This is a genomic window from Streptomyces sp. NPDC020299 (assembly GCF_044387825.1).
In the GTDB taxonomy this organism is placed as follows: domain Bacteria; phylum Actinomycetota; class Actinomycetes; order Streptomycetales; family Streptomycetaceae; genus Streptomyces.
In genome coordinates, this window is the sequence record NZ_JBIRWL010000001.1 from 601,167 (window position 1) to 621,556 (window position 20,390).

Genomic DNA, 20,390 nt, shown 5'->3' on the forward strand with positions numbered 1-20,390 from the left:
TTCCTCCATATACACGCGTGTGGTGAGTTGTGATCAAGGGGCGGTCCGGGTGAGGGGCCTGGCCCCTGGGGCACCGCCAGTGGTGTGCGTTCAGGCGTGGTGCTTGTCGAGGAAGTCGGTGATGAGCTGCAGCCACTCCTCGGTCCGCTCCAGCATCGGCAGGTGGCCGGTGGCGATTTCCGCGAGTTGGGCGCCGGGGATGGTCTCGGCGAGCCGGCGGTGCAGGTCGCTGGAGACGAGCCGGTCGTCGGTGGTCGAGACGACCAGGGTGGGGACCGTGATGCCGGCGAGGTCGTCCCGGACGTCGACCTGGCCGACGAGGTCGGTCTGTTCGGAGCTGCCGTCGACCGTACTGGCGGCGACGTAGCCAAGAGTCTGCTGCAGTTGCTCGGCCGGCATCGACTCCAGCGCCTGGGTGCCGAGGGCCACCATGAGCTGGAACTCGGCGAGCAGCTCGCGGTCGCCGGACGCGGCGATCTTGCTCTGGATCGAGGAGGCGAGAGCGAGCCGGTTGTCGCGGTGCGGGAAGGCGGCGGTCAGGACGAGTGAGGTGACGCGCTCGGGGTGGCGGGTGGCGGCGCGGATGGCGACCGGGCCGCCGAGGGAGTAACCGGACACGGCGAAGCGGTCGAGGCCCTCCGCATCGGCGGCGGCGACGAGCTGGTCGGCGAGGTCGTCGACGGACAGCGGGGCGGTGGAGCGGGGGGTGTCGCCACTGCCGGGGTAGTCGATGCCGACGACGGTGTGGCGGGCGGCGAGGGCTTCCAGGACGGGGCCGTAGGTGCCGGCCAGGCTGCTGCCGGCGCCGTGGGCGAGGAGCAGGCCGGGGCCGGAGCCGAGACGAGTGCGGGCGAATGTGGGTGCGGTGAGGTTGCGGGGTGACATGGGCGTCTGCCTTTCGAATCGTCGACACGCAAGAATCATCCAGTGCGTGTGATTTACTTCCTCAGATCTATCACACGGTGCGTATGATTGCCGCCTGTGACATCAATCACACACGTCGTATGATGTGCGGGTAGGGTGGCGGCATGAAGCAGCCCCTCCACCGCCGTCAGCCGACTCCGGGCAACCCACGCGTACAGCGCACCCGCAATCGCGTGCTGGCGGTCGCGCGGGAACTGCTGCCTGAGGTCGGACCGGCCGGACTGACCTACGCCCTGCTGGCCGAGCGGTCGGACGTCACCCGCCAGACCCTCTACCGGCACTGGCCCACCCGAGCCGCGCTGCTCTTCGACCTCGTCCTCGAAGGCCCCGACCTCGGCACCTACCCCCAACCGGGCAGCGACGTGCGTGAGGTGGCCACCGCGTGGCTGAAGAGCCTGCGCGCCGGCGTCACTGTGCCGGCCGTGCGAGCCGCTGCCCTGGCCGTCACCGCCCAGGCCGACCACGACCCCGACAGCGCGCGGGCGCTCGTCCGCATCGGCGAAGACCGTTACGTCGGCTTCAACAAGCTGCTGGAGCCTTCGGGCATCCAGATCAGCGACGACGAGTTCACCCTGCTCTACGGGCCCGTCCTCGCCCGGCTCTTCCTCGACCGCGGCCAGGTCACCGACGCCTTCATCGACGCCGTCGTCGCCCAATGGCTCACCACGCTGCAGCCTGCCGACACACCGCAGGACTCCCGGTAGCAGTCACCGAAAGCTCCTGACGGAGGGGAACAACCGCGTTCAGGCAGCGAACCCGGACTCCTGTCAACCCGTCATCGCCACCCCCGCCGAGTGAGCCTCGCCGCCTGCTGTCGGGCACCACTCCACACCCAACCCCTGGTTGGCCGAGCCGGTGTGGTCGACCACCGACCTGAGCGAGGCTCTGCACCGGTGCGAAGCTCTCGAAGGTACGGGCGTCGCTCCGGCGATCGGCTTCATAGAGGCTTCATGTGCTGAGTGGTACGCGCTTTATGAGGCGGCTGTTGTCTGGCGGTCATGCACGTACTCCTCGTCCCGCCGGTGGACAACGTTGACCACCCTGCTGTGCGGCACCTGACTTCGGCGGTCGGCACCGCGCTGTCCGGTTCCGTCATGACCGGCGCGTTCCTTGGCTTGGGGTCGGCCAGGCACGTGGAGCCCTCTGGACACGACCTCGACGATGACGCGCTGCATGGAGGAACCGCCGGCCTGCTCACCTGGGCGGGGGCCGCGGCGGCGGGGCCGGCGGCGTTGCTCGCGGGTCCGCTCCACTAGCCGACCGGTGATCGCCGGCCTGCGACCCGGACCGGATCACCCAGGTCCTGGTGAACCTGCTCGGCAACGCACTGGCCGCGTGCGACCGGCAGGGACATGTGGCGTTGTCCGTGCACGCTGAACCGTCTCCCGCGCACCACGTGATCGTCCGCGTCACGGACGACGGCATCGGCATCGCCGAACACGACCGGGAGCGTATCTTCCACCGCTTCGAGCGCCTTGACCATCCCGGGCGACCCGCTGCCGCCGGCGGCAGCGGCATCGGCCTGACCACCGCCCGGGGCATCGCCCAAGCCCACGGCCGAGACATCACCGCGGAATCCGCCGGCCTGGACAAGGGAGCGGCGTTCACCTTGCGCCTACCGCAGGCAGACGTCCCCGGAGCCGGCAGGCCTCCGGCCTCCCGCTGACTCCATCGATCCCCCGGAGCGGTGGTGATGAGCAGGGCGCGGTCGCGAAGGACGCCGAGCCGTGCGCTCAGTGAGTGTCGCCCACTCCGGAGACGGAGAGGGCGCGGGCGGCTATCGCGGCGAGCGATACGGTCGGCGTCCCGCAGGACCCTGGCCTGCGACGCCCGGATCACCTGGGCAATGGGACCGATGACCACGAGCGGCGCCGGCTGGTCCCGCACTTCCCTCAGGCGTTCGGCGTCCCGGTAGGAGAGGCGACGCGTTGGGTGTGGACACTCTCGATCGAATCCTGCACGTCAGGGCGCTTGATCGCGAGATAGGCGACCAGGACCACGAACAGCAGGAGCCCTCCGAAGGTGACAGAGCCTGACCCGAGGCCGATACCACCGCCCCCTTCACCGTCGTCGTGGACAGGCTTGAGGAGCCAGTCGGCCACCGAGGCACCCAGCGGCCGGGTGAGGACGTATGCCGCCCAGAAAGCCGTGACCGAATGGAGGGTTCTGCGGCGGTGGAGGATCCACGGCACCACGATGGCGGCGCCGAACAACGCCATTGAGCCCACAAAGCCGAGTCCCAGGGTGCTGGCTGTCAGGTCACCCGCCGCGGTGCCCAGAGCGAAGGTGCACATGACGGTCAGCCAGTAGAAGGTCTCGCGACGCCGCGTGGTGATGCTGTGAACCGAGAGCGTCCCTTCTGACCGGTACCAGAGTGCGAGTACGGCAGCGGTGGCAGCGGCGTAGCCGGCGGCCACCAGCGGCAGAGGTACGCCGACGACGAAGGCCACGATGTCGGCTTCGGCGGTGCCGAACACGGCGACGCCCAGGACCGCGGTCCAATACGGGACCGCCCGGTACCGGGATGTCCGGAACTGCCACACGAAAGCCCCGACGACCGCGACAGCGGCGACGATCAGCGTGATCCAGTGCCCGCCCAGAAACATGAAGTCCGAGGCCGACTCCCCCAGACCGGTCGTGAGCAACTTGGCGACCCAGAAGACCGCGGTGAGCGCGGGAACCTTGGCGTAGGGGTATCCGGTACGGCGCGCCTGGCTGGTCTCGGTCATGAACGCCCGCCGGGGACAGCAGAGGTGAAACCGCCGGGAACCGACCTGCCCGCACCGCTCGGCCCGAGGAACCCGGTCACCATCCTTACCGAGAAGTCCAGCCGGCCGACGGCTGTCCTGTCCCCGAAGCGTTTCGCAAGTCGCCGTGCCTTGATCATCTGTTCATCCTTCGAACCAGGCCACCGCCGTTCGGTGCCCTTCGAGGACGCTAGGTGCGGCAGTCGAGCAGACCGTGGTACCGCGGGAGGAACCCCGCTCCATCAGGTGGTACCGCGGTACAACACTGTGCGCTTGTTCGCGTCAGCGTCGCGCAGGAACCGGCCGACCAAGGCCGGTGCTTCCTGCTCCACGGGATGGGGGTGGGACCGACGGCGTCCGCCGGTCCCACCCCCATCCCGGCCTGACATGCGGCCACCGCTGTCCTGTCGGCCCCGGCTGCTCTCGTCAGCGCACCCCGATGATCAGGCCAGTCCCAGAAGGGCTTCGGCGTTGCCGGCACTGAACGCTGCCAAGGCTGTGGGAACTCGCACACCGGCCAGCACCTGCCAAGTCCCCGCACGGGAGCGAAGCCTGAACGGCCCCGGTTGCGCGCACCTCCCCGTGCAGCAGCCGGGAGGCGCCGAACGCACTGCCCACCGCACCGGTGTCCATGTCCACCAGATCCTCGGGGAGATCCAGGTGCTCAGCAGGGTGGCATTGCGTCGGCGGGATCCAGCAGCACGGCGAAGTGGTGGATGAGGTCGGCCAGAGCGGTCATCTCGTCGCAGGCAGTGCGGGCGGCCTCGATACGTTCCCGCTGGTGGTCCTTGAGGCGGTCGGGACGGGTGAGCAGGTGGCGGGCCAGGCCCTGGGCGAGAGGGCGGGCCGGTCGGCCTCGACACGGCCCTGGTCGATATAGCGGACCAGCGGGTTGCCCAGCTCCCTGATCTCCTGGAGGCACCTTGCTCACCGCGGACACCGCCCTTGCCGGGGAGTAGCCACCAGCCTCCAGCGCGGGTCTCATGGACCCCCGCGAGTACACCTCGGCGCACTTCGTGCGTCGCCGCGAAGGCCGCCGCCCCCTGGAAGCTTGCACGGTGACGATCATGCCTTCGCCTGCCGCGGGATTTCGTTGCCTGACCCTCACCCGGATGTGGGCACGGCGCGCTCAGCTCGTGCCACGCAGATCCGTCGTCGGCAAAGCATCGGGATTGAGCTCGGCAAGCATCCGGAGCAGCAGGGTGTGTACGACTGCCCGCTCGGCGGGGGCGAGGACCGCAAGCGCGTCCTCGTCGAGACGTTCCACCACACCCCGCGCCCGATCGGCGAGCTTCGCGCCGCTGTCGGTGATGGTCAGCTGCACGGTCCTGCGGCTCGAAGGGTGGTCGCGGCGAGCCAGAAGGCCGCGGTCGACCAGCGCGTTGACAGCGGCGCCCATGGACTGGGGAGTGAAGCCGGTCCGACGCGCGATCTCCGCAGCGGAGATGCCCGGGGTCCAGACGACGTGCTGCAGAGCGTTGTGCTGGGCGGCCGTGAGGTTGAGCGAGCGCAACGCTCTCTCAAGACGCGTCCCCATCACGTGCACCACCTGCCACGCCAGGTAGCCCATGCGCGTCGAGGGTTGTGCGTCAGGACGCCCCATCAGCAACTCCAAAAATAAGGTACCTGATACTCACATGATACAAATAGAAGGTAACTTAGAAGGTGCCTTACAAAGAGAACTGCGAGAGGGCCCCTTCCCATGTCCACGCCACCGACCACTTCCGCCGAGCCGCGCCATGCGCACCATCACCACGCGATGGACGCCGCTCCAGCGCCGCAGGGCGCCACCGGGGTGAAGGGGGTTCTGCTCCCCGTAGCGATCGTGCTGGCCATCGGCTCGATCTTCGTCAGCGTGTTCCTGGCCGCATTTCACGCCCCGCGGCCTCACGACCTACCGGTCGCCGTAGTCGGGACGGCCCAACGGCTCGAACAGATCACCGGCGGGCTGGAACTCGGGCTCCCCGGCGGGTTCGAGGTGAAGCGTTACCCCGACACGAATGCGGCCCGCCACGCGCTACAGGACCGAAAGGTGTACGCCGCCTATGTCGCCGGCCCCGGGAAATCCGCCAAGCTGCTGTATGCCGGAGCCAACGGCCCTTCGGTGACCTCGACGGTCACCGGTGCCTTCTCCGGTGTCGCCAAGGCGAGCGGAGACCGGCTGACCGTGCAGGACGTGGTGCCGGCCTCGGCGGGCGACACCCGAGGTATGTCTGTGTTCTACGCCGGGTTCGGCGTCGTGCTGGCTGGATTCCTGTTCGGCATGATGACCTACCAGATGGCTCCGCGACTGGAGTACCGGTGGAGGTTGGCCAGCCTGGCCTCCTTCAGCGTCCTCGCCGGCGTCCTCGTGGCGGCGATGGCCGGCAGCCTGGGCTTCTCGGCGCTGCCTGGCCCCTTCCTGGGCATCGCGGGGGTCATCGCACTGATGGCCGCGGCCGTCGGCAGCGCGACCATGATGTTCATGCGCCTCTTCGGCCGCGCCGGGATGTCTCTGGCCGCCGTGGTCCTGCTGACCTTCGGCAACAGCACGAGCGGTGGCACGCTGCCCACCGCCTACCTGCCGGTTTGGCTGCATCCGCTCTCGGAGATCCTCCCGGTGGGAGTCGGCGTACGAGCCGTCCAAGGACTGTCCCACTTCAACAACGACGGCCTCACTGCGGGAGTCGTCCTCCTGGTGGCGTGGACCCTCGCCGCCGCCATGGTGCTTCTCTGGCTTGATGCCCGCGGACCACGGCGCGCGACCGCCGACTGACCTGTCAGTCTGCCGAGCGCCGTGCCCCCACGCCCGCTGTAGCAGCACACCTCGCCCTCGTAGACTGCGACCGTGACCGACGCCGCGTTCCCCACCACCGGATACCTAGCCTGGCAGTTCTCCCAGATCATCGCGGGACGACTGGAGCGGGCGCTGCGCGCGGAGGATCTCACGTTGGCTCAGCACAACGCTCTGCAACAGGTCCTCTGGACGCCGGGGGTGTCCGCCGCGGAGATCGCGCGCCGCTCTGGCATCACGGCCCAGTCCATGGGAGCCGCGGTGAGTCAGCTGGTCGAGCGAGGACTGCTGCGACGTGAGCCGCATCCGACCAGCCGCCGCAGCATGCGCCTGTTCGCGACCGCCGAGGGAGACTCGGCGGCCGCTCGTGCCGCGTCGATCGCTAGGCGGATCGAACGGGAGACGACGTCGCCACTCTCCCCGGATGACAAGGACGCGATTCACCGTCTGCTCTACCGTTTGGTCGAGGAATTGAACCCCGACGCCCTCGCCATCGACACTCGATCGCTGAACTAGCCCTGGCCGACCAGCGAATGCCGCTTCGCGGATCCGGCGCGCCGACATGAGAAGGAAACGCGGAAAGGGCGAGCGGGACACAGATCGTCAGGCGCAGGTGAGTACTGCACTGGAGACGAGGTCACCACGTGGACCGCGCGACGTTCGCTGGTGCGCCGCGAGCGAAAGGACGGAAAGCCATGAGCCGTACCGAGAGCCGTCCGCCGTCGAACGGTTCCGCCCGTGGCCGTCCTCGCAGCAAGGCCGTGGAACAGGCCGTTTTGGAAGCGGTGCTGATGCTTCTCGAGGACGGCGTCCCGCTGACCGATCTCTCCATCGACCACATCGCCCGCACCGCCGGCGTCGGCAAGGCGGCCATCTACCGCCGCTGGAGCGACAAGGAGGACCTCTTCGTCGACGTCATCCGCGCCGCCGAGCCCCCGGAGCGGGAACTCCCCGGTACGTCGATGCGGGACGACCTGGTCGTTCTCCTGGAATCACTGCGGCAACGCAGCCTGGCCGGCCGTTCGTCGGCGATCCTGCACACCGCACACGCCCAGATGAGAAACAGCCCGAAGATATGGGCCGCCTACCACTCCGGCGTGATCGCTCCCCGGCGCGACCTCGGACTGGAGATCCTCCGGCGAGGCCAACTGAACGGGGAACTCCGCATGGGCATCGACCTGGAACTGGCCATCGACATGTTCGTCGGCCCGCTGCTCATCCGCACGTTCGTACGCCACGACCCCGACCTCCCGGATGGAATGCCCGAAGAGATCGTCGACACCGTCCTCCATGGCCTACGGCCTGTCAGCTCCCCACGCAGGTGAACGCGTAGGCGTGGGGGCGCAGCCGCTGCCACCCGCCCGCCGCACCGCACCCGGTGGGCGTGCGAACCCGACATGGTGGTGCGCCCCGGCCGCTTGTCTGTCACATACCGACCAGCCGTCAGCGCGGTGGTGGTTCTCCGTTGTCCCTACGTGAGGTGTCTCCCCTGCGTCGGGGCGCTCAGTCTCCAGCGGCGAACGCGGTGGCCGCTTCCATGAAGGACGCGGGTACACGGCCGAGCAGCATCCGCAGGACGTTGCTGTTGCCGCGCAGGCCGTGCCGGTCATAGTCCTGCCACATGGCGCGCATGTCCGAGGCCCGGGAGGCGGAGTCGGCCACTCCCGGCGGGAGCGGTGCGTCCGCCCAGTCCACCGTCCTCGCCTCCAGATCCACTCCTCGCGCGCGCCCGGCGAAGCGCACCGCCTCGGCCAACGTCAGGGCGGGTCCCGCGAGTTCGTAGGTCGCCGAGTCGTGGACGTTCTCGGCAAGCACCTTGACGCCGGCTTCCCCGAGGTCGCGCAAGTCGATGAACGAGAACACGTTGTCGACGTTGAACGGCACCCCGACGGGGCCGGCCGGAGCCCTCCCCCACGTCGACAGGACGATCTGCGCGAACATCGAGGGCTGGAGGATCGTCCAGTTCAGCCGCGAGGCCCGCACGGCGGCCTCGGCGTTCGCTTTGCGCAGGTGGTGGCGCAGCCCTGGGGTGTGGGGGTGGAGAACAGACAGGTACACGAACCGGCGGGCGCCCGCGTGCTCAGCCGCCTCGAGCGCCCTCATCGCGAGCACGTCTTCCTCCGGATGGAACGCCGGCGGGATCATGAACACGGAGTCCGCGTTCTCCAGCGCTTGACGGACGCTGTCCGGCTTCGCCAGGTCGGCTTCGACGATGTCGTCCACGCCCAGGGCAGCCACTCGATCCCGCCCTGCCGGGCCGTGCACCACGGCCCGGACCCTGAATGGAGCTCGCAGTGCGGCCTTCAGCACGTACCTACCGCAGAGCCCGGCCGCCCCGATCACCGCGATCAGGGGCGGCTCCTGACTGCGTAGGGCTTGTGATTCGGACACGTTCCCGGCTTCCTCTCGCAGTTCTGCGGCGACTTCTCAGAGTCGTGACACGCTCGTGCGTCCGTTCAGGGATTGATCACGGTCATCCACATCGGGTCGTCGACCCGTTGCTCTATGGCGTCCATGGCCTTGAGCGCTTCGGTGAGCGGGAACCGATGGGTGATGAGCTCGTCGGCGGTGAGGAAGCCCGTCGCGAGCAGACGCAGCACATCCGTCGTGTCCTGGCGGGTGCACGCGCGAGTGGCCACGAAGCGCCAGCAATGCATCATCAGGGCGATGGCGGGGAGCGACAGCGGGGTGGAGTTGCCACCCATGTGCACGAGTGTGCCGCCGGTGGCCATGGCGGCCATGGTCTGGCCGAGGGCGGGACCCTCCGGGATGAAGTCGATGACGGCATGGGCTCCCTCGGGTGCCAGCTCGCGCAGCCGGCGGGTGAGAGTGCCTTCGGTCGACCAGTTCTCAGGGAGTTCGTCGAGTGCGACGACACCGGCCGGTACGCCGCCGGCGAGCTCGGCGACGCGGTGGAGGCGCTCGCTGTCGCGGCCGACGAGGATCAGACGGGCGACTCCGAAATGCTCCGCGAGTTTGACCGTCGCGGTTCCCATGGTGCCGGTCGCGGCGGTGACCACGAGGGTGGCCCGTTCCGGCAGGTCCGCGCACTTCAGTGCGCGCACGGCGTTGGCCAGATCCTGGACCTTGGCCGCGACGTCGAAGCCGACGGAGTCCGGCAGGGAATCGGTCAGCCAATGCGGGACACGGACGTATTCCGCGAGTCCGCCGTCGTGGTACTCCTCGTACAGGGGCATCGGGGCATCGCCGAAGGCGGCGTGGCCGAGCATGGCCTGCTGGGCGCACATCATGTCCCGGTCGGTGCGGCAGTACTCGCACTCACGGCAGTTCAGCAGGGGGTGCACCCGGACCCGGTCGCCGACCGCGTGACCGGTGACGTCGCGGCCGACGGCGGAGATGACGCCTGCGGCCTCGTGGCCGAGTGTGGTGGGCAGGTGCTTGAGCGCTCCCATCCGAAGCAGGCGCATGATCCCCGGCGCCAGGCCGGCGGAGGCGACCTTCACGACCACATCGAGCGGACCTGGCTCGGGGACGGGCACTTCCTCCAGGACGAGTGCTTCGGCACCCTGGTGCGCTCGCAGGGCAAGCATCGTGGCCATCAGCGGACCTCCACGGTGAGGCTCGGGAGAAGTTCGGGGGTGTAGGCATCCGCCGTACGCGTGGTCTCGGCGACCTGGGGCAGTTCCTGGTGCGAGAGGAGACTGACGTAGTCCCCGGGCTCGGTCACGACGCTGGTGTGGGAGATACCGAGCGGGATGCGCACGAAGTCGCCTGGCTGGAGGTCGACGATGCCCCGCTGGGTGATCAGCGTGCGGTGACCATGGGCCTGGTACTGGATCTCGTCGGCGTCGAGGGTGCGCCGGTAGCGGCGCTGTCCGCCGGGAATGGTGGCGACCATGCCGAGGCGGATGCGATCTGTCGCGTACAGCCAGGTGATGTCCTGACCGGGATCGGCCCGCAGCACCGCCATCCGCCGGTCCTCCTGGTGCACCTGCTCGAGCAGGAGCTGTTCGTCGACCCCGAAGACGGTGATGTCGTGGCCGACCGCGGCCATGCACTGAGTGATCGCCTCGTTGGCCTCGCCGGGCTGCCAGCCGGGAAACGGCGGGAACACGGCCCCGGAGTCCCGCTGGGCCGACGCCAGTTCGGTGACCGGCGCGGGGATGTAGAACAGCAGGTGGCTGTCCTCGCGACCGTAGTTGTCGTGGGCCACGCCGCGCGGGATACGGGAGAAATCGCCGGGCTGGAACTCGATCACGCCGAGCTCGGACATCAGCGTCCGCTCGCCGCCGATCTGGTAGGAGATCTCGTCGACGTCGCAGTTACGGTGGTAGAACGGCTGCCGGCCGTCCATTTTCTGCCACTCGACGCGGATCTCGTCGTTCTCGTAGACGCCGCGCGGCGGGGCGAATGCCTCCGGCTCGTAGCGCTGCGGGTAGTGCACCACGGTCAGCGGCGGGTGCTCCCCCCACAGCTTGACGGGCACCTTCGGGGGATGCGGCGGCGAGAGCAGCAGATCCTCGTCGCGAACGATACTGCGCAAGGGATGGTCGGAGCCCAAGACCATGACGTCTTCAACGACACTCACGAGGACCTCCTTGTCCTTGGGTGAATGAGTGGATCGACTCGGGTGACGGGAAGGGAATGTGTGCCGCAGCCTGTTGCCTGAAGCTCGTGGCAGTGGTCACTTCTTTCGGCCCCAGTACATCTCGATGCCCTTCCATTCCATCACCTGAGGACTGTCGACCTTGTCCCCGAACGCCTCGCGGATCTGCTCTCCGGAGTAGTAGGGGATGTCGTCCACGGGGACATGCGCGAAGAGTTTGTCGAACCACTGCCGAAGGTGGACGTCGGAATTGATACGGGAGAAGAACGTCGCTCCCTTCAGAACCGATTCGGCGAGCACGATGCGCCGGCCGGGCTTCATCACCCGCAGCAGGTCCGCAGCCGTCTCGGCCCAGTCGTCACAGTGTTGCGTCGCCTGCAACACGGCGACGCAATCGTATGCCTCGTCGCCCACCGAGTCCGTGTACGACCAGCGCCAGCAGCCGATCTGGCCGTTCCGACCGGGGACCTTGCCAAGGACCGCGTTCCGTCCGTCCTTGATGATCTCCACGGTGTCGATGACGCCCTCCGGCCCCACCAAAGCCCGCATGTCCTCGACCCATCCGGAGGGCGCGATGCCCTCACCGATGAGCAGAACCCGGTCTCCGGCACGAAGTTCGAGCAGACCGTAGACGATCTCGGAAATCGGCCGCGCCAGCTCCTGCCAGATGTACGGCAGGCCACCGGCGATGGCCATGGCCATTTCCCATTTCGCCCGCAGGTCGACGTCCTGGATCTCCGGGCCGAAACGCTCCTCGTCCCACGGCTGGATGTATCCCCACGGGTCTCCGCCACCGAAGCTGTCCTTGGCTTGTGTACTCACGTCGTCATGTCCTCCGTAGCCTGCCGGAATCGTGTGGTGAAGGGGCCGTTCCTCCGGCTGGAATGGCGCCCCTGGCGCGCGTGGCCGATCAAGCGCGGGTGTTGACAAGGGTGCTGATGCCTTCGATCTCGATGCGCACCTCGGTGTCGGACCGCAGGAAGAGTCCCCGCCCGTCGTCGTAGTGCGCGCTCTTGAGCACCATCTCGGAGAGCTGCAGCGCGACGCCTGGCGTCCGGCCGGCCCCTGTCCCGGCCTGGGGGGTCGTCGTCATCGGAGGGCCTCCTTGCCCGTCGAACGCTGGGGTGCAGCGGCCTTGAGACGCGGCGCGCTATGCGCCATTTGCCGCCTGTACGGCGGAACTGCTGGGTCATGCTGAGGACGCGGTTCAGGACGTAGGCACCATCGGGCTGACGCACATGTGCGGATCCGTGAACGGTCCGCCGCCTGTGCACGCGTCGATCCCGGCAGCGGAACCGGCCTCAGTGGCTCCCGGCATCGGCTTGATCAGCAGCAGCGCCCTGACGTCCTCTGTCTCTTGAACCCAAGATGAGCGTAGCACCGCACACGATCGGTCAAAAGTCTTGTGTTTTTCCAGGTCTTCCATACAGCGACATGCACGTGTAATTCTGACCCGGGTTCAAGAGACGGGACCGTGAGTGGTCCGACCCTTGCTCAGGAAGGCAGATCTTCAATGTCTGACCAGCACGAAAGAGCCGAATCTCGGCGCGTCCTAGTCGTGGGAGCGGGGCCCGTGGGCCTCGCGCTCGCGATCGAGTTGGGGTGGCGTGGTGTACCGGTCACCGTGATCGATCAGGGCGACGGCCGCGTGCCCTTTCCGGCAGGCGAGGCGATATTTTCACGCACCATGGAACACCTGCGCCGCTGGGGCTGCGCGGAAGCGGCACGCACGGAGTCGGCACCGCCCCCGGACTACCCGCACCGCACGGTGTTCGCCACCTCCGCCACGGGTCGTGTCCTCACCGACTTCGACTACGGGGTCACCAACCGGTCTTCGGGCGTGTACACCCAGCTGACGCCGGAGGGTCCCGCGTTCCTGTCCAAGTTCTCCTTCGTGCCGTTGCTCGCGCGCACGGCCAGTGAACTGCGGGGAATCGAGATCCGGTACGGCACCCGCCTGGAGACGATGGAGCAGGACTCCGACGGTGTCCTGGCCGTGGTGCGCGACGTGGCGAGCGGTGTCACCGAGACGCTGGCCGGCGCGTACCTGGTGGCCTGCGACGGAGGCCGCAGCGGCATCCGTCGGGCGCTCGGCATCGAGTTCGAGGGCATGTTCGCCCAGGGGCACAACTTCGCCGTGCACTTCCGTGCGCCACAGCTACTGGACCTGCTGCGGGAACGGCTGGGCGGGCCCGCGGTGCAGATCCACACCCTGTCGTCGGCACGCAGGCCGTACATCACGGTCGTCAACGGCGTGGACGAGTGGCGGCTCTCGGTCTACCTGGACGAGGAGCCCGACCCCGATGACGCGGTCGCTTGGATACGCGAGGCCGCCGGTGCGCCGATCGACGTGGAGATCCTCGCAGCGCAGCCTTGGAGCGGACACTGCGTCGTGGCCCGCACCTACCGTGAGGGGCGGGTGTTCCTCGCGGGCGACGCGGCGCATCTGCTGTGGCCCAAGGGGGGCTTCGGAGCCAACACCGGGATCGGTGACGCCGTGGACCTCGGCTGGAAGCTCGCCGCGACACTCCAGGGATGGGGAGGCCCAGCGCTCCTGGACAGCTATGAGCAGGAGCGGCGGCCGATCGCCGTCCGCAACGTCACCGAAGCCTCCAGCAACTGGAAGGCCGACGCGCAGCTCGTCCCCGATCCGGCGCTCGACCGCATGGACGCCGAAGGCGAACGGCTGCGACGTGAGCTGGGCGAGGAGATCCGCCGGTCCCGGGCCAAGGAGTTCCGCTGCACGGGTGTCCAGCTCGGATACCGCTACAGCGGCTCCCCGATCTGCGTGCCGGACGGCAGTCCGGAGCCGCCCGACGAGCCGGACGAGTACGTTCCATCGACATGGCCCGGCTGCCGCGCACCGCACGTCTGGCTGCCCGACGGCAGTTCGGTGCTCGACCACTTCGGGCGCGGGTTCACGCTCGTGGTCTCGGGTTCCGCGAACCCGACGCCTCTGGTCAAGGCCGCCCGCCGGTGTGGTGTGCCGTTGACGGTGCTGCGCCTCGCCGACCCGGCCGCCGAGGAGCTGTACGAGCGGCCGCTGGTGCTCGTCCGCCCGGACGGTCACGTCGGCTGGCGGGGCAGGCAGGCTCCCGCGGATCCCGCCGCCGTGCTCGACATGCTGCGCGGGGCGACGCTTCCGCCCCGGGACACGGAAGCGGCCGGTGCGGGGCGGGCGGTGTCAGCGGGAGTCGGGCCTCACCTCGTCTGAGGTACCGCGTTCAGCGCTTCCGCCCCTTGGCCGCTGAACTCCTGGCCACAACGGACTCCAACAGAAACCGGATCATCTCGTGGGCCGGTCTGTTCCAGTCATTGGGCACGTGCGCCCCTTCGAAGACGGCGACCGCGACATCGCGGACGAGCTCGGCATCAATGCCAGGGGCGTCGTTGAGGCCGCGCTCTGCCATGAACTCGTCGACCAATCCGACGATCCAGTTCAGGAAGGTGTTGTGGGCCTCGCGAACTGCCTCCGAATGGGGAAGCCGGTCGTGCATGGCCTGGTGCAGCGGCCGGGAGTAGCGCATGTCCGACAGACCGCGCACCAGGCGGCTCAGTGGGTCGGCACCGGCCTGCTCCTCGTTCAGGAAGCGGATCTCGCGACTGAGCATGCGGTTGATGACGGCGGCGAAGATGTGGTCCTTGGAGTCGAAGTACCAATAGACGTTGCCCCGGGCCACGCCTGCGGCGGCACTGATGTCCGCCATCGTGGTCTTGACGTAGCCCTTCGAGAGAAAGAGCTCGGTGGCCGCGGCTAGCAGATCACCCGTGCGCTCCTCCCGGGGGATCTGTTGGCGGTTCCGCGGCATCCCGACTCCTCCCATGAGTTCACCACACCTCAAGTGAGTGTAGACACCCGGCAGGCCGCGCCCTGCTCAGGAGGAAGGAGTGCTGTGCCCACCGGTCCCCGGCGAGGAGTCCCCGGAGATCCTTCACCGGGGAAGACGCGGCGCGTTCAGCGCGAGGATCGTGCCGCGGAGCTGCTCGCCGCCGCAACGGAACTGTTCCTGACCCGCGGCTATGCCGGCACGGCGATGGCGGACGTCAGCGCGCCTGCAGGTGTCGCTCGGAACAATGTCTACGGGTATTACTGGTCTGGTCAAAGGACGACATATTCGCCGCAGTGGCGGACATGCGTAGTTTCCGCTTGCTGCATCGGGCTTCGCACGAGCGGCTCGACCAGTCACTGGCCGTGCGGGAGGCCCACGAGCGGTTCCTGCACTCGATGCGGTCGATGGTGTACAAGGTGCTCGACCGGTGCCCGCACCCGGTGGACAGGGAGATGATCGCGGATCGACCGTCGCCGTGTTCGAAGGCGCGAGTGTCCCCGACTCCCCTCGCGCCCCGCCCACGAGCTGATCCGATCCCTGCTGGAAGGGGTCATGGCGCGGGCGGGCTCCTGAGGTGGGTCCTTACGCGCGCACGGAGAGGGGTTACGGCGTGACGACGATCTTTCCGGTGGTGCGGCAGGCCGTACCGGACCGTTCGACGAGCGCAAACCCCCTCGACCTGACGGGGTCCCGGATCACAGGCGGCCGCCGCTCGCCGGCTCAGTCCACGGCGGGCCGGGCGAGGCCGTGGTCGTAGGCGAAGATCACGGCCTGGATGCGGTCGCGGGCTCCGATCTTGGCCAGGACACGGCCGACATGCGTCTTGACCGTGGACTCGGACAGAACGAACCGCGCGGCGATCTCCCCGTTGGTCCAGCCTTTGCCGACGGCCACGAGGATCTCGCGTTCACGATCGGTCAGGGAGGTGAGCCTCAGGTCCTCGGAGAGGTCAGCTCTGTGGGAGGGGACGTACTGGGCGAACTCCTCGAGGAGGCGCCGGGTGAGCGCGGGCGCGATGACAGCGTCGCCGACGGCGACCGCGCGGATCCCGGCGAGGAGCTCCTCGGGACGGGCGTCCTTGAGCAGGAATCCGCTCGCGCCCGCCCGCAGGGCAGCGTGGACGTACTCGTCGAGGTCGAACGTCGTAAGCACGAGGACGCGTGAACGGTCACCGGCGGCGACGATACGGCGGGTGGCCTCGACGCCGTCCATGCCGGGCATACGGACGTCCATCAGGACGACGTCAGGACGCAGTTCGGCGGCCTTGCGGACGGCCTCGGCGCCGTGCGCGGCCTCGCCGACGACGTCGGTCTCCGGGACGGAGTCCAGGAGCAGGTGGAAGCCGTAGCGCTGCAGAGGCTGGTCGTCCACGATGAGCACGGTGGTCATCGGTCACCGCCGCTTGCGGGCGTGAGGTCGAGGACGGCCTCGACGCTCCATCCTCCACCAACCGCCGGTCCCGCACTGACGGTGCCGCCGTACAAGGCCGCTCTTTCTCGCATGCCCACCAGGCCATGTCCTTCCTCGTTCGGCGGTCCGGGTGATGTGTCCGGGCCGATGTCGCGGACCCTGATGGTCAGCCGGCTGTCCTCGGCGAGGATCGCCAGGTGTACCCGGGTGTCGGGGACGGCGTGCTTCATGGTGTTGGTGAGGGCTTCCTGGACGATGCGGTACACCGCCAACTGCACCCCGCTGTCCAGGGCGTCCACGTCGCCGGACGTCCGGTAGCGGACTTCCAGTCCGGCGGCGCGCACCGTGGCGCACAGTGCGCCGACGTCCGCGATGCCGGGCTGCGGGCTGAGCTCGGGCCCGCACGACGGGGCGTCCGCGGCCTCGCGCAGTACGCCGAGCACGCGCCGCAGCTCGCCGAGGGCCTGTCGGCCGGTGTCGCCGATGAGCTGCAGCGCCTCCTTGCCTCGTTCGGGGGCGATGTCGGTGGCGTAGGCGCCGGCGTCGGCGAGCGTGATGATGACGGAGAGGTTGTGACCGACGATGTCGTGCATCTCGCGGGCGACGCGGGTGCGTTCGGTGGCGGTGGCCAGTCTGCTGCGCTGGTCGCGCTCGATCTCCAGCCGGGCTGCCCGCTCCCGCAGTCCGGCGAGCTGGGCCCGCCGGATTCGTACCATGAGGCCGAGCGCGAGGGCCGCTGTCGCCGTGCTCAGCAGGAAGAACAGTGCGTCCCCGACCGACACCGCCGAGGACGCGCGGACCGCGACCAGCACCATGGCGCCCGCCGTGGCCGCACAGGCCCACGGCAGCTGCCGCAGTCGTCCGTGCAGCGCCAGGCTGTACAGGGCGACGAACAGAGCGACGTCCGCACGCAGCGGGGCGTTCAGGGACCATTGCAGGGCGAACACCGTCGTGATGGCGGCGAAGGCCGCGAGGGGTTTGCGGCGCCGCCACAGCAGGGGCAGCACCAGGCCGGCCTGCAGGGCCAGCATTCCCGCTACGGGCAGGTGGGTGAAGGCAAGCCGAAACCGGCGCGGGCTGTCGCCGTCGTCCACACCGCCGTGGATCAGGTCGGGCAGGCAGAACATCAGGAAGACCAGGACGACGACCGTGGTGTCCAGCACCCAGGGATGTGTCCGATCGGCATGCCGCAGCCGCTGGCCGCCCCGGGACAGGCGGGCGACCAGTGGTCCCATTCCGCTGATGTCATCGGTGGTCACGGACGTCACCTGCACGGTGCGAGCGTCAGACGTCACTGCGCACGAGCCGGTACGCCGCACCGCCCAGTACCAGTGCCGTCCAGCAGAGGAAGACCAGCAGTCCGGCGCCCGGCGACAGGGTCGTGGAGTCGTGGGTCAGGGCGAACATGGCCTGTCCCGCGTTGGACGGCAGGTAGGGGCTGATGTCGTTCTGCCAGGAGCTCGGCAGCAGGGAGATGAGTCCGGGGATCAGCATCAGGGTGGCCACCAGCACCGAGATCCCGCCGGCCACCGACCGCAGCAGGGCGCCCAGGGCGGCGCCGATGACCCCGACCAGCCCCAGGTAGAGTCCCGCGCTCAGCAGGCTCCGCAGGACACCCGCGTGCGAGAGGCTCATGGCCGCGGGTGTGCCCGAGACGATGCCGCTTCCGATCAGGAAAGTGACGAACGCCCCCAGCGTTCCCAACACCAGCGCGACCAGCCCGAACACGGCCGCCTTGGACCACAGCACGGGCAGCCGGCGGGGCACCGCCGCCAGCGTCGAGCGGATCATGCCGGTCGAGTACTCCCCCGCCGTGATCAGCACGCCGAGCACGCCCAGGGCCAGCTGGGCGAAGTTCGTACCGAAGAGAGACAGGCTCACGGTCGTGGAATCGGCGAAATCTGAGTCGAGGTTGCCGGAGTCGATCCCCGACTTGTAACGGCTCGCGGCGATCAGGCCGAAGGCCACCAGGAAGAGGAGGCCGAGGCCCAGGGTGATCCAGGTCGAGCGCAGGGACCACAGCTTGGCCCACTCGGAGGACAGCACGCGCCGTCCGGTCACCCGGTAGACGGGGCGGGCCGGGGTGGTCCGGGGTTCCTCGGCGGTTGCGGTGAGGGTGCTCATGCGGACCTCCCGAGGGTCTCGATGCCGGTCGTGGAGCCGTGGTACTCCACGGCATCCCTGGTCAGGTCCATGAATGCCTCCTCCAGTGACACGGTCCGCGCGCTCAGCTCGAACAGCGCGATCCCGTGCTCGGCCGCCTTCAACCCGATCTCGCGGGCGGTCAGCCCGTTCACCTGCAACTCATCGGATCCGATCCGGCCGGTGACGTCGACGCCCGGCCCGGCCAGGACGTCCCGCAGCCGCGAAGGGTCCTGCGTCACCACCTTCACCGTGTCCCCGCCCGCCTCGCGGATCAGGTCCGCGACGGTGGTGTCAGCCAGCAGCCGGCCACGCCCCACGACGATCAGGTGGTCCGCGACCAGGGCCATCTCGCTCATCAGGTGCGACGACACGAACACCGTCCGGCCCTCGTCGGCGAGCCCCTTGAGCAGATTGCGGATCCAGAGCACACCCTCCGGGTCCAGTCCGTTGACCGGTTCGTCCAGCATCACCGTCTGCGGATCGCCCAGCAGCGCCGCCGCGATGCCGAGCCGCTGGCCCATGCCGAGGGAGAAGGCGCCGGCCCGCTTCTTCGCCACGCTGCCCAGGCCGGCGAGGTCGATGACCTCGTCGACCCGGCGGCCCGGGATGCCATGGGTCAGCGCGAGGGCTCTGAGGTGGTTGTACGCCGAGCGGCCCGGGTGGATCGACTTCGCCTCCAGGAGGGCACCGACCTCCTGGAGCGGCGCCCGGTGCTGGGCGTATCGGTGGCCGTTCACGGTCACGGAGCCGCTCGTCGGGGCGTCCAGGCCGACGATCATGCGCATCGTCGTGGACTTGCCCGCGCCGTTGGGTCCCAGGAAGCCGGTCACCGTGCCGGCCTTCACGACGAAGTCCAGCCCGTCGACGGCCGTCTTCTCGCCGTACTTCTTGGTCAACTGCCGTGACTCGATCATTCGCGTTCTCTCTGTCGGACTCCGGCGTCTGTCACTTCGACGCCGCACCGGCAACGCTAGGTGCCGAATCACCCCGATCCGGTGGTACCAGGAGGCTGATCTGCGCCGTACGCGTGGTACCGCGGTACCACGCGCCCACCTGCGGCGCTTTCCGTGTTCATCGGCTCCGCCGTGGTCGCGGCAGGCATCCGGCCCCCGCGAATGCGCGACCCACCCGCGCGCCGGCATCCGCGGCGCACTGGCCCGCTCACTCCGCGCTCGAACGGGCGTAGCTGACCCACCATCACGTACGGCTGCGCGGTGACGGGAAGGACGATGACCACAGCCTGGCGCCGTTCCCTGCGGTCGCGCGCCCATCATCACGTCCCTGCGGTCGCGTCCGTCATCACAACGATGCTCGACGGTCCTCCTGGGGCGCTTCGACAGCCCCGGTCGTCAGGAGAGGTCGGCGAGGTCTTCTTCGCTGAGGGCGATCCCTGCGACGGCCATGTTGTCCTCCAGGTGCGACAGGGAGCCCGTGCCGGGAATGGCCAGCGTCACCGGCGAGGCGGCCAGCAACCAGGCGAGGCCGATCTGCGACACGGCGGCGCCGTGTTGGGCCGCGACCTTGGCCAGCCGCTCGTCGTCGAGTTCCCGGCCGCCACCGAACGCGATGTCGGCCTCCTCGCAGGCGGCCAGCAGCGCCACGTCGTCGCGCTTGGCGGCGTGGAACTGGTTCTGCACCGCCACGACCGGGGCGATCGCGCGGGCCTCCGCGCGGCCTTCTTCGACCCCGACCGGCCCCGGATCGACGCGCGAGCCCGCGAGGTGCTGTACGCACTGGGCTCCGGAATGACCGACGTGTCCGCCTCACGCGAGCTGGGCATGTCCCTGCGCACCTACCGCCGCAGAGTCGCCGAACTCCTCGTCGCCCTGGACGCGGGCTCACGCTTCCAGGCCGGGGTGCGCGCGGGCGAGTTGGGCCTGACCCGCGGATAAACGGGCACAGGCCCGGACCCAAGGGGGTTTAGCGTCGAGGTTCAGGCGAAATGGCGGGGCCCCGCGTGATAGAAGCCGACGCTGCCTCGGGCCCGGCGTCAT

22 protein-coding genes and 1 pseudogene are annotated in these 20,390 nt (G+C 69.0%); 9 read left to right on the forward strand and 14 right to left on the reverse strand.

The features are described 5' to 3' along the window. Positions 1 to 90: 90 nt before the first annotated feature. Positions 91 to 885, reverse strand: coding sequence for an alpha/beta fold hydrolase (locus ACH45E_RS02815; RefSeq protein ID WP_361435869.1), 795 nt, complete (start codon positions 883 to 885; stop codon positions 91 to 93). 143 nt (positions 886 to 1,028) lie between these two features. Here ACH45E_RS02815 and ACH45E_RS02820 point away from each other — a divergent pair, with 143 nt between their 5' ends. From ACH45E_RS02820 to ACH45E_RS02830, 3 genes are all read left to right on the forward strand, one after another. Further along, on the forward strand, positions 1,029 to 1,628 hold the full coding sequence (locus ACH45E_RS02820; protein WP_361435867.1) for a TetR/AcrR family transcriptional regulator: 600 nt from the start codon (positions 1,029 to 1,031) through the stop codon (positions 1,626 to 1,628). Positions 1,629 to 1,922: 294 nt separating this feature from the next. Further along, positions 1,923 to 2,180 carry a hypothetical protein gene (locus ACH45E_RS02825; protein ID WP_361435865.1) on the forward strand — a complete coding sequence of 86 codons (258 nt, stop codon included), beginning with the start codon at positions 1,923 to 1,925 and terminating at the stop codon, positions 2,178 to 2,180. A 35-nt stretch (positions 2,181 to 2,215) separates the two neighbouring features. Then, a complete protein-coding gene (locus ACH45E_RS02830) occupies positions 2,216 to 2,590 on the forward strand; it encodes an ATP-binding protein (protein WP_361436837.1) in 375 nt (124 codons plus the stop codon). A 226-nt stretch (positions 2,591 to 2,816) separates the two neighbouring features. Here the strand turns inward: ACH45E_RS02830 and ACH45E_RS02835 are convergent, their stop codons facing one another. After that, positions 2,817 to 3,653 carry a hypothetical protein gene (locus ACH45E_RS02835; RefSeq protein ID WP_361435863.1) on the reverse strand — a complete coding sequence of 279 codons (837 nt, stop codon included), beginning with the start codon at positions 3,651 to 3,653 and terminating at the stop codon, positions 2,817 to 2,819. A gap of 1,147 nt (positions 3,654 to 4,800) precedes the next feature. Beyond that, positions 4,801 to 5,241 carry a MarR family transcriptional regulator gene (locus ACH45E_RS02840; RefSeq protein ID WP_361435861.1) on the reverse strand — a complete coding sequence of 147 codons (441 nt, stop codon included), beginning with the start codon at positions 5,239 to 5,241 and terminating at the stop codon, positions 4,801 to 4,803. A gap of 189 nt (positions 5,242 to 5,430) precedes the next feature. Between ACH45E_RS02840 and ACH45E_RS02845 the strand changes: the two genes are divergently transcribed. From ACH45E_RS02845 to ACH45E_RS02855, 3 genes are all read left to right on the forward strand, one after another. Next, positions 5,431 to 6,426 (forward strand): ABC transporter permease, encoded by a 996-nt coding sequence (locus ACH45E_RS02845; protein ID WP_361435859.1) that lies wholly within the window; start codon positions 5,431 to 5,433, stop codon positions 6,424 to 6,426. Positions 6,427 to 6,498: 72 nt separating this feature from the next. Continuing rightward, positions 6,499 to 6,960, forward strand: a complete 462-nt coding sequence (locus tag ACH45E_RS02850) for a MarR family transcriptional regulator (protein ID WP_361435857.1) — start codon at positions 6,499 to 6,501, stop codon at positions 6,958 to 6,960. A gap of 179 nt (positions 6,961 to 7,139) precedes the next feature. Further along, positions 7,140 to 7,769 (forward strand): TetR/AcrR family transcriptional regulator, encoded by a 630-nt coding sequence (locus ACH45E_RS02855; protein ID WP_361435855.1) that lies wholly within the window; start codon positions 7,140 to 7,142, stop codon positions 7,767 to 7,769. A 178-nt stretch (positions 7,770 to 7,947) separates the two neighbouring features. Here the strand turns inward: ACH45E_RS02855 and ACH45E_RS02860 are convergent, their stop codons facing one another. The 5 genes from ACH45E_RS02860 to ACH45E_RS02880 form a co-directional block, all read right to left on the reverse strand. Next, positions 7,948 to 8,835, reverse strand: a complete 888-nt coding sequence (locus tag ACH45E_RS02860; protein WP_399039827.1) for an SDR family oxidoreductase — start codon at positions 8,833 to 8,835, stop codon at positions 7,948 to 7,950. Between the two features lie 65 nt (positions 8,836 to 8,900). Beyond that, positions 8,901 to 10,004, reverse strand: coding sequence for an alcohol dehydrogenase catalytic domain-containing protein (locus ACH45E_RS02865; RefSeq protein WP_361435853.1), 1,104 nt, complete (start codon positions 10,002 to 10,004; stop codon positions 8,901 to 8,903). Next, a complete protein-coding gene (locus ACH45E_RS02870) occupies positions 10,004 to 10,993 on the reverse strand; it encodes a hypothetical protein (RefSeq protein WP_361435851.1) in 990 nt (329 codons plus the stop codon). Before ACH45E_RS02870 ends, ACH45E_RS02865 begins: the two co-directional genes overlap by 1 nt. A gap of 96 nt (positions 10,994 to 11,089) precedes the next feature. After that, on the reverse strand, positions 11,090 to 11,941 hold the full coding sequence (locus ACH45E_RS02875) for a hypothetical protein (RefSeq protein ID WP_361435849.1): 852 nt from the start codon (positions 11,939 to 11,941) through the stop codon (positions 11,090 to 11,092). Continuing rightward, positions 11,922 to 12,104, reverse strand: coding sequence for a hypothetical protein (locus tag ACH45E_RS02880; protein ID WP_361435847.1), 183 nt, complete (start codon positions 12,102 to 12,104; stop codon positions 11,922 to 11,924). Before ACH45E_RS02880 ends, ACH45E_RS02875 begins: the two co-directional genes overlap by 20 nt. 420 nt (positions 12,105 to 12,524) lie before the next feature. On the opposite strand from ACH45E_RS02880, the gene ACH45E_RS02885 reads away from it, so the two are divergent. Beyond that, positions 12,525 to 14,225 carry an FAD-dependent monooxygenase gene (locus tag ACH45E_RS02885; protein ID WP_361435845.1) on the forward strand — a complete coding sequence of 567 codons (1,701 nt, stop codon included), beginning with the start codon at positions 12,525 to 12,527 and terminating at the stop codon, positions 14,223 to 14,225. A 10-nt stretch (positions 14,226 to 14,235) separates the two neighbouring features. Here ACH45E_RS02885 and ACH45E_RS02890 read toward each other — a convergent pair whose 3' ends face one another. Continuing rightward, positions 14,236 to 14,820: a TetR/AcrR family transcriptional regulator gene (locus ACH45E_RS02890; RefSeq protein WP_361435843.1), complete on the reverse strand. Its 585-nt coding sequence runs from the start codon at positions 14,818 to 14,820 to the stop codon at positions 14,236 to 14,238. 84 nt (positions 14,821 to 14,904) lie between these two features. Between ACH45E_RS02890 and ACH45E_RS02895 the strand changes: the two genes are divergently transcribed. After that, on the forward strand, positions 14,905 to 15,297 hold the full coding sequence (locus tag ACH45E_RS02895; protein ID WP_399039831.1) for a TetR family transcriptional regulator: 393 nt from the start codon (positions 14,905 to 14,907) through the stop codon (positions 15,295 to 15,297). 264 nt (positions 15,298 to 15,561) lie between these two features. On the opposite strand, the gene ACH45E_RS02900 is transcribed toward ACH45E_RS02895, so the two are convergent. From ACH45E_RS02900 to ACH45E_RS02920, 5 genes are all read right to left on the reverse strand, one after another. After that, positions 15,562 to 16,230, reverse strand: a complete 669-nt coding sequence (locus ACH45E_RS02900) for a response regulator transcription factor (protein WP_361435839.1) — start codon at positions 16,228 to 16,230, stop codon at positions 15,562 to 15,564. After that, positions 16,227 to 17,510, reverse strand: coding sequence for a sensor histidine kinase (locus ACH45E_RS02905; protein ID WP_361435837.1), 1,284 nt, complete (start codon positions 17,508 to 17,510; stop codon positions 16,227 to 16,229). The genes ACH45E_RS02900 and ACH45E_RS02905 overlap by 4 nt, the downstream gene beginning before the upstream one ends. 25 nt (positions 17,511 to 17,535) lie before the next feature. Continuing rightward, positions 17,536 to 18,375, reverse strand: coding sequence for an ABC transporter permease (locus tag ACH45E_RS02910; RefSeq protein ID WP_361435835.1), 840 nt, complete (start codon positions 18,373 to 18,375; stop codon positions 17,536 to 17,538). Next, complete coding sequence (locus ACH45E_RS02915; protein WP_361435833.1) at positions 18,372 to 19,310, reverse strand: ATP-binding cassette domain-containing protein; 939 nt, start codon at positions 19,308 to 19,310, stop codon at positions 18,372 to 18,374. Before ACH45E_RS02915 ends, ACH45E_RS02910 begins: the two co-directional genes overlap by 4 nt. 435 nt (positions 19,311 to 19,745) lie before the next feature. Then, positions 19,746 to 20,033, reverse strand: a complete 288-nt coding sequence (locus ACH45E_RS02920) for an aldo/keto reductase (protein WP_399039834.1) — start codon at positions 20,031 to 20,033, stop codon at positions 19,746 to 19,748. Positions 20,034 to 20,078: 45 nt separating this feature from the next. Here ACH45E_RS02920 and ACH45E_RS02925 point away from each other — a divergent pair. After that, a pseudogene (locus tag ACH45E_RS02925) lies at positions 20,079 to 20,288 on the forward strand (DNA-binding response regulator); the annotation flags it as partial. Between the last annotated feature and the right edge of the window lie 102 nt (positions 20,289 to 20,390).

Bases quoted from the DNA above. Each gene is read 5' to 3' on its own strand.
- ACH45E_RS02825 (WP_361435865.1), top strand. From the start codon at position 1,923: ATGCACGTACTCCTCGTCCCGCCGGTGGACAACGTTGACCACCCTGCT.
- ACH45E_RS02820 (WP_361435867.1), top strand. From the start codon at position 1,029: ATGAAGCAGCCCCTCCACCGCCGTCAGCCGACTCCGGGCAACCCACGC.
- ACH45E_RS02815 (WP_361435869.1), bottom strand. From the start codon at position 885: ATGTCACCCCGCAACCTCACCGCACCCACATTCGCCCGCACTCGTCTC.
- ACH45E_RS02915 (WP_361435833.1), bottom strand. From the start codon at position 19,310: ATGATCGAGTCACGGCAGTTGACCAAGAAGTACGGCGAGAAGACGGCC.
- ACH45E_RS02890 (WP_361435843.1), bottom strand. From the start codon at position 14,820: ATGCCGCGGAACCGCCAACAGATCCCCCGGGAGGAGCGCACGGGTGAT.
- ACH45E_RS02865 (WP_361435853.1), bottom strand. From the start codon at position 10,004: ATGGCCACGATGCTTGCCCTGCGAGCGCACCAGGGTGCCGAAGCACTC.
- ACH45E_RS02910 (WP_361435835.1), bottom strand. From the start codon at position 18,375: ATGAGCACCCTCACCGCAACCGCCGAGGAACCCCGGACCACCCCGGCC.
- ACH45E_RS02885 (WP_361435845.1), top strand. From the start codon at position 12,525: ATGTCTGACCAGCACGAAAGAGCCGAATCTCGGCGCGTCCTAGTCGTG.
- ACH45E_RS02835 (WP_361435863.1), bottom strand. From the start codon at position 3,653: ATGACCGAGACCAGCCAGGCGCGCCGTACCGGATACCCCTACGCCAAG.
- ACH45E_RS02900 (WP_361435839.1), bottom strand. From the start codon at position 16,230: ATGACCACCGTGCTCATCGTGGACGACCAGCCTCTGCAGCGCTACGGC.
- ACH45E_RS02880 (WP_361435847.1), bottom strand. From the start codon at position 12,104: ATGACGACGACCCCCCAGGCCGGGACAGGGGCCGGCCGGACGCCAGGC.
- ACH45E_RS02855 (WP_361435855.1), top strand. From the start codon at position 7,140: ATGAGCCGTACCGAGAGCCGTCCGCCGTCGAACGGTTCCGCCCGTGGC.
- ACH45E_RS02840 (WP_361435861.1), bottom strand. From the start codon at position 5,241: ATGGGCTACCTGGCGTGGCAGGTGGTGCACGTGATGGGGACGCGTCTT.
- ACH45E_RS02845 (WP_361435859.1), top strand. From the start codon at position 5,431: ATGGACGCCGCTCCAGCGCCGCAGGGCGCCACCGGGGTGAAGGGGGTT.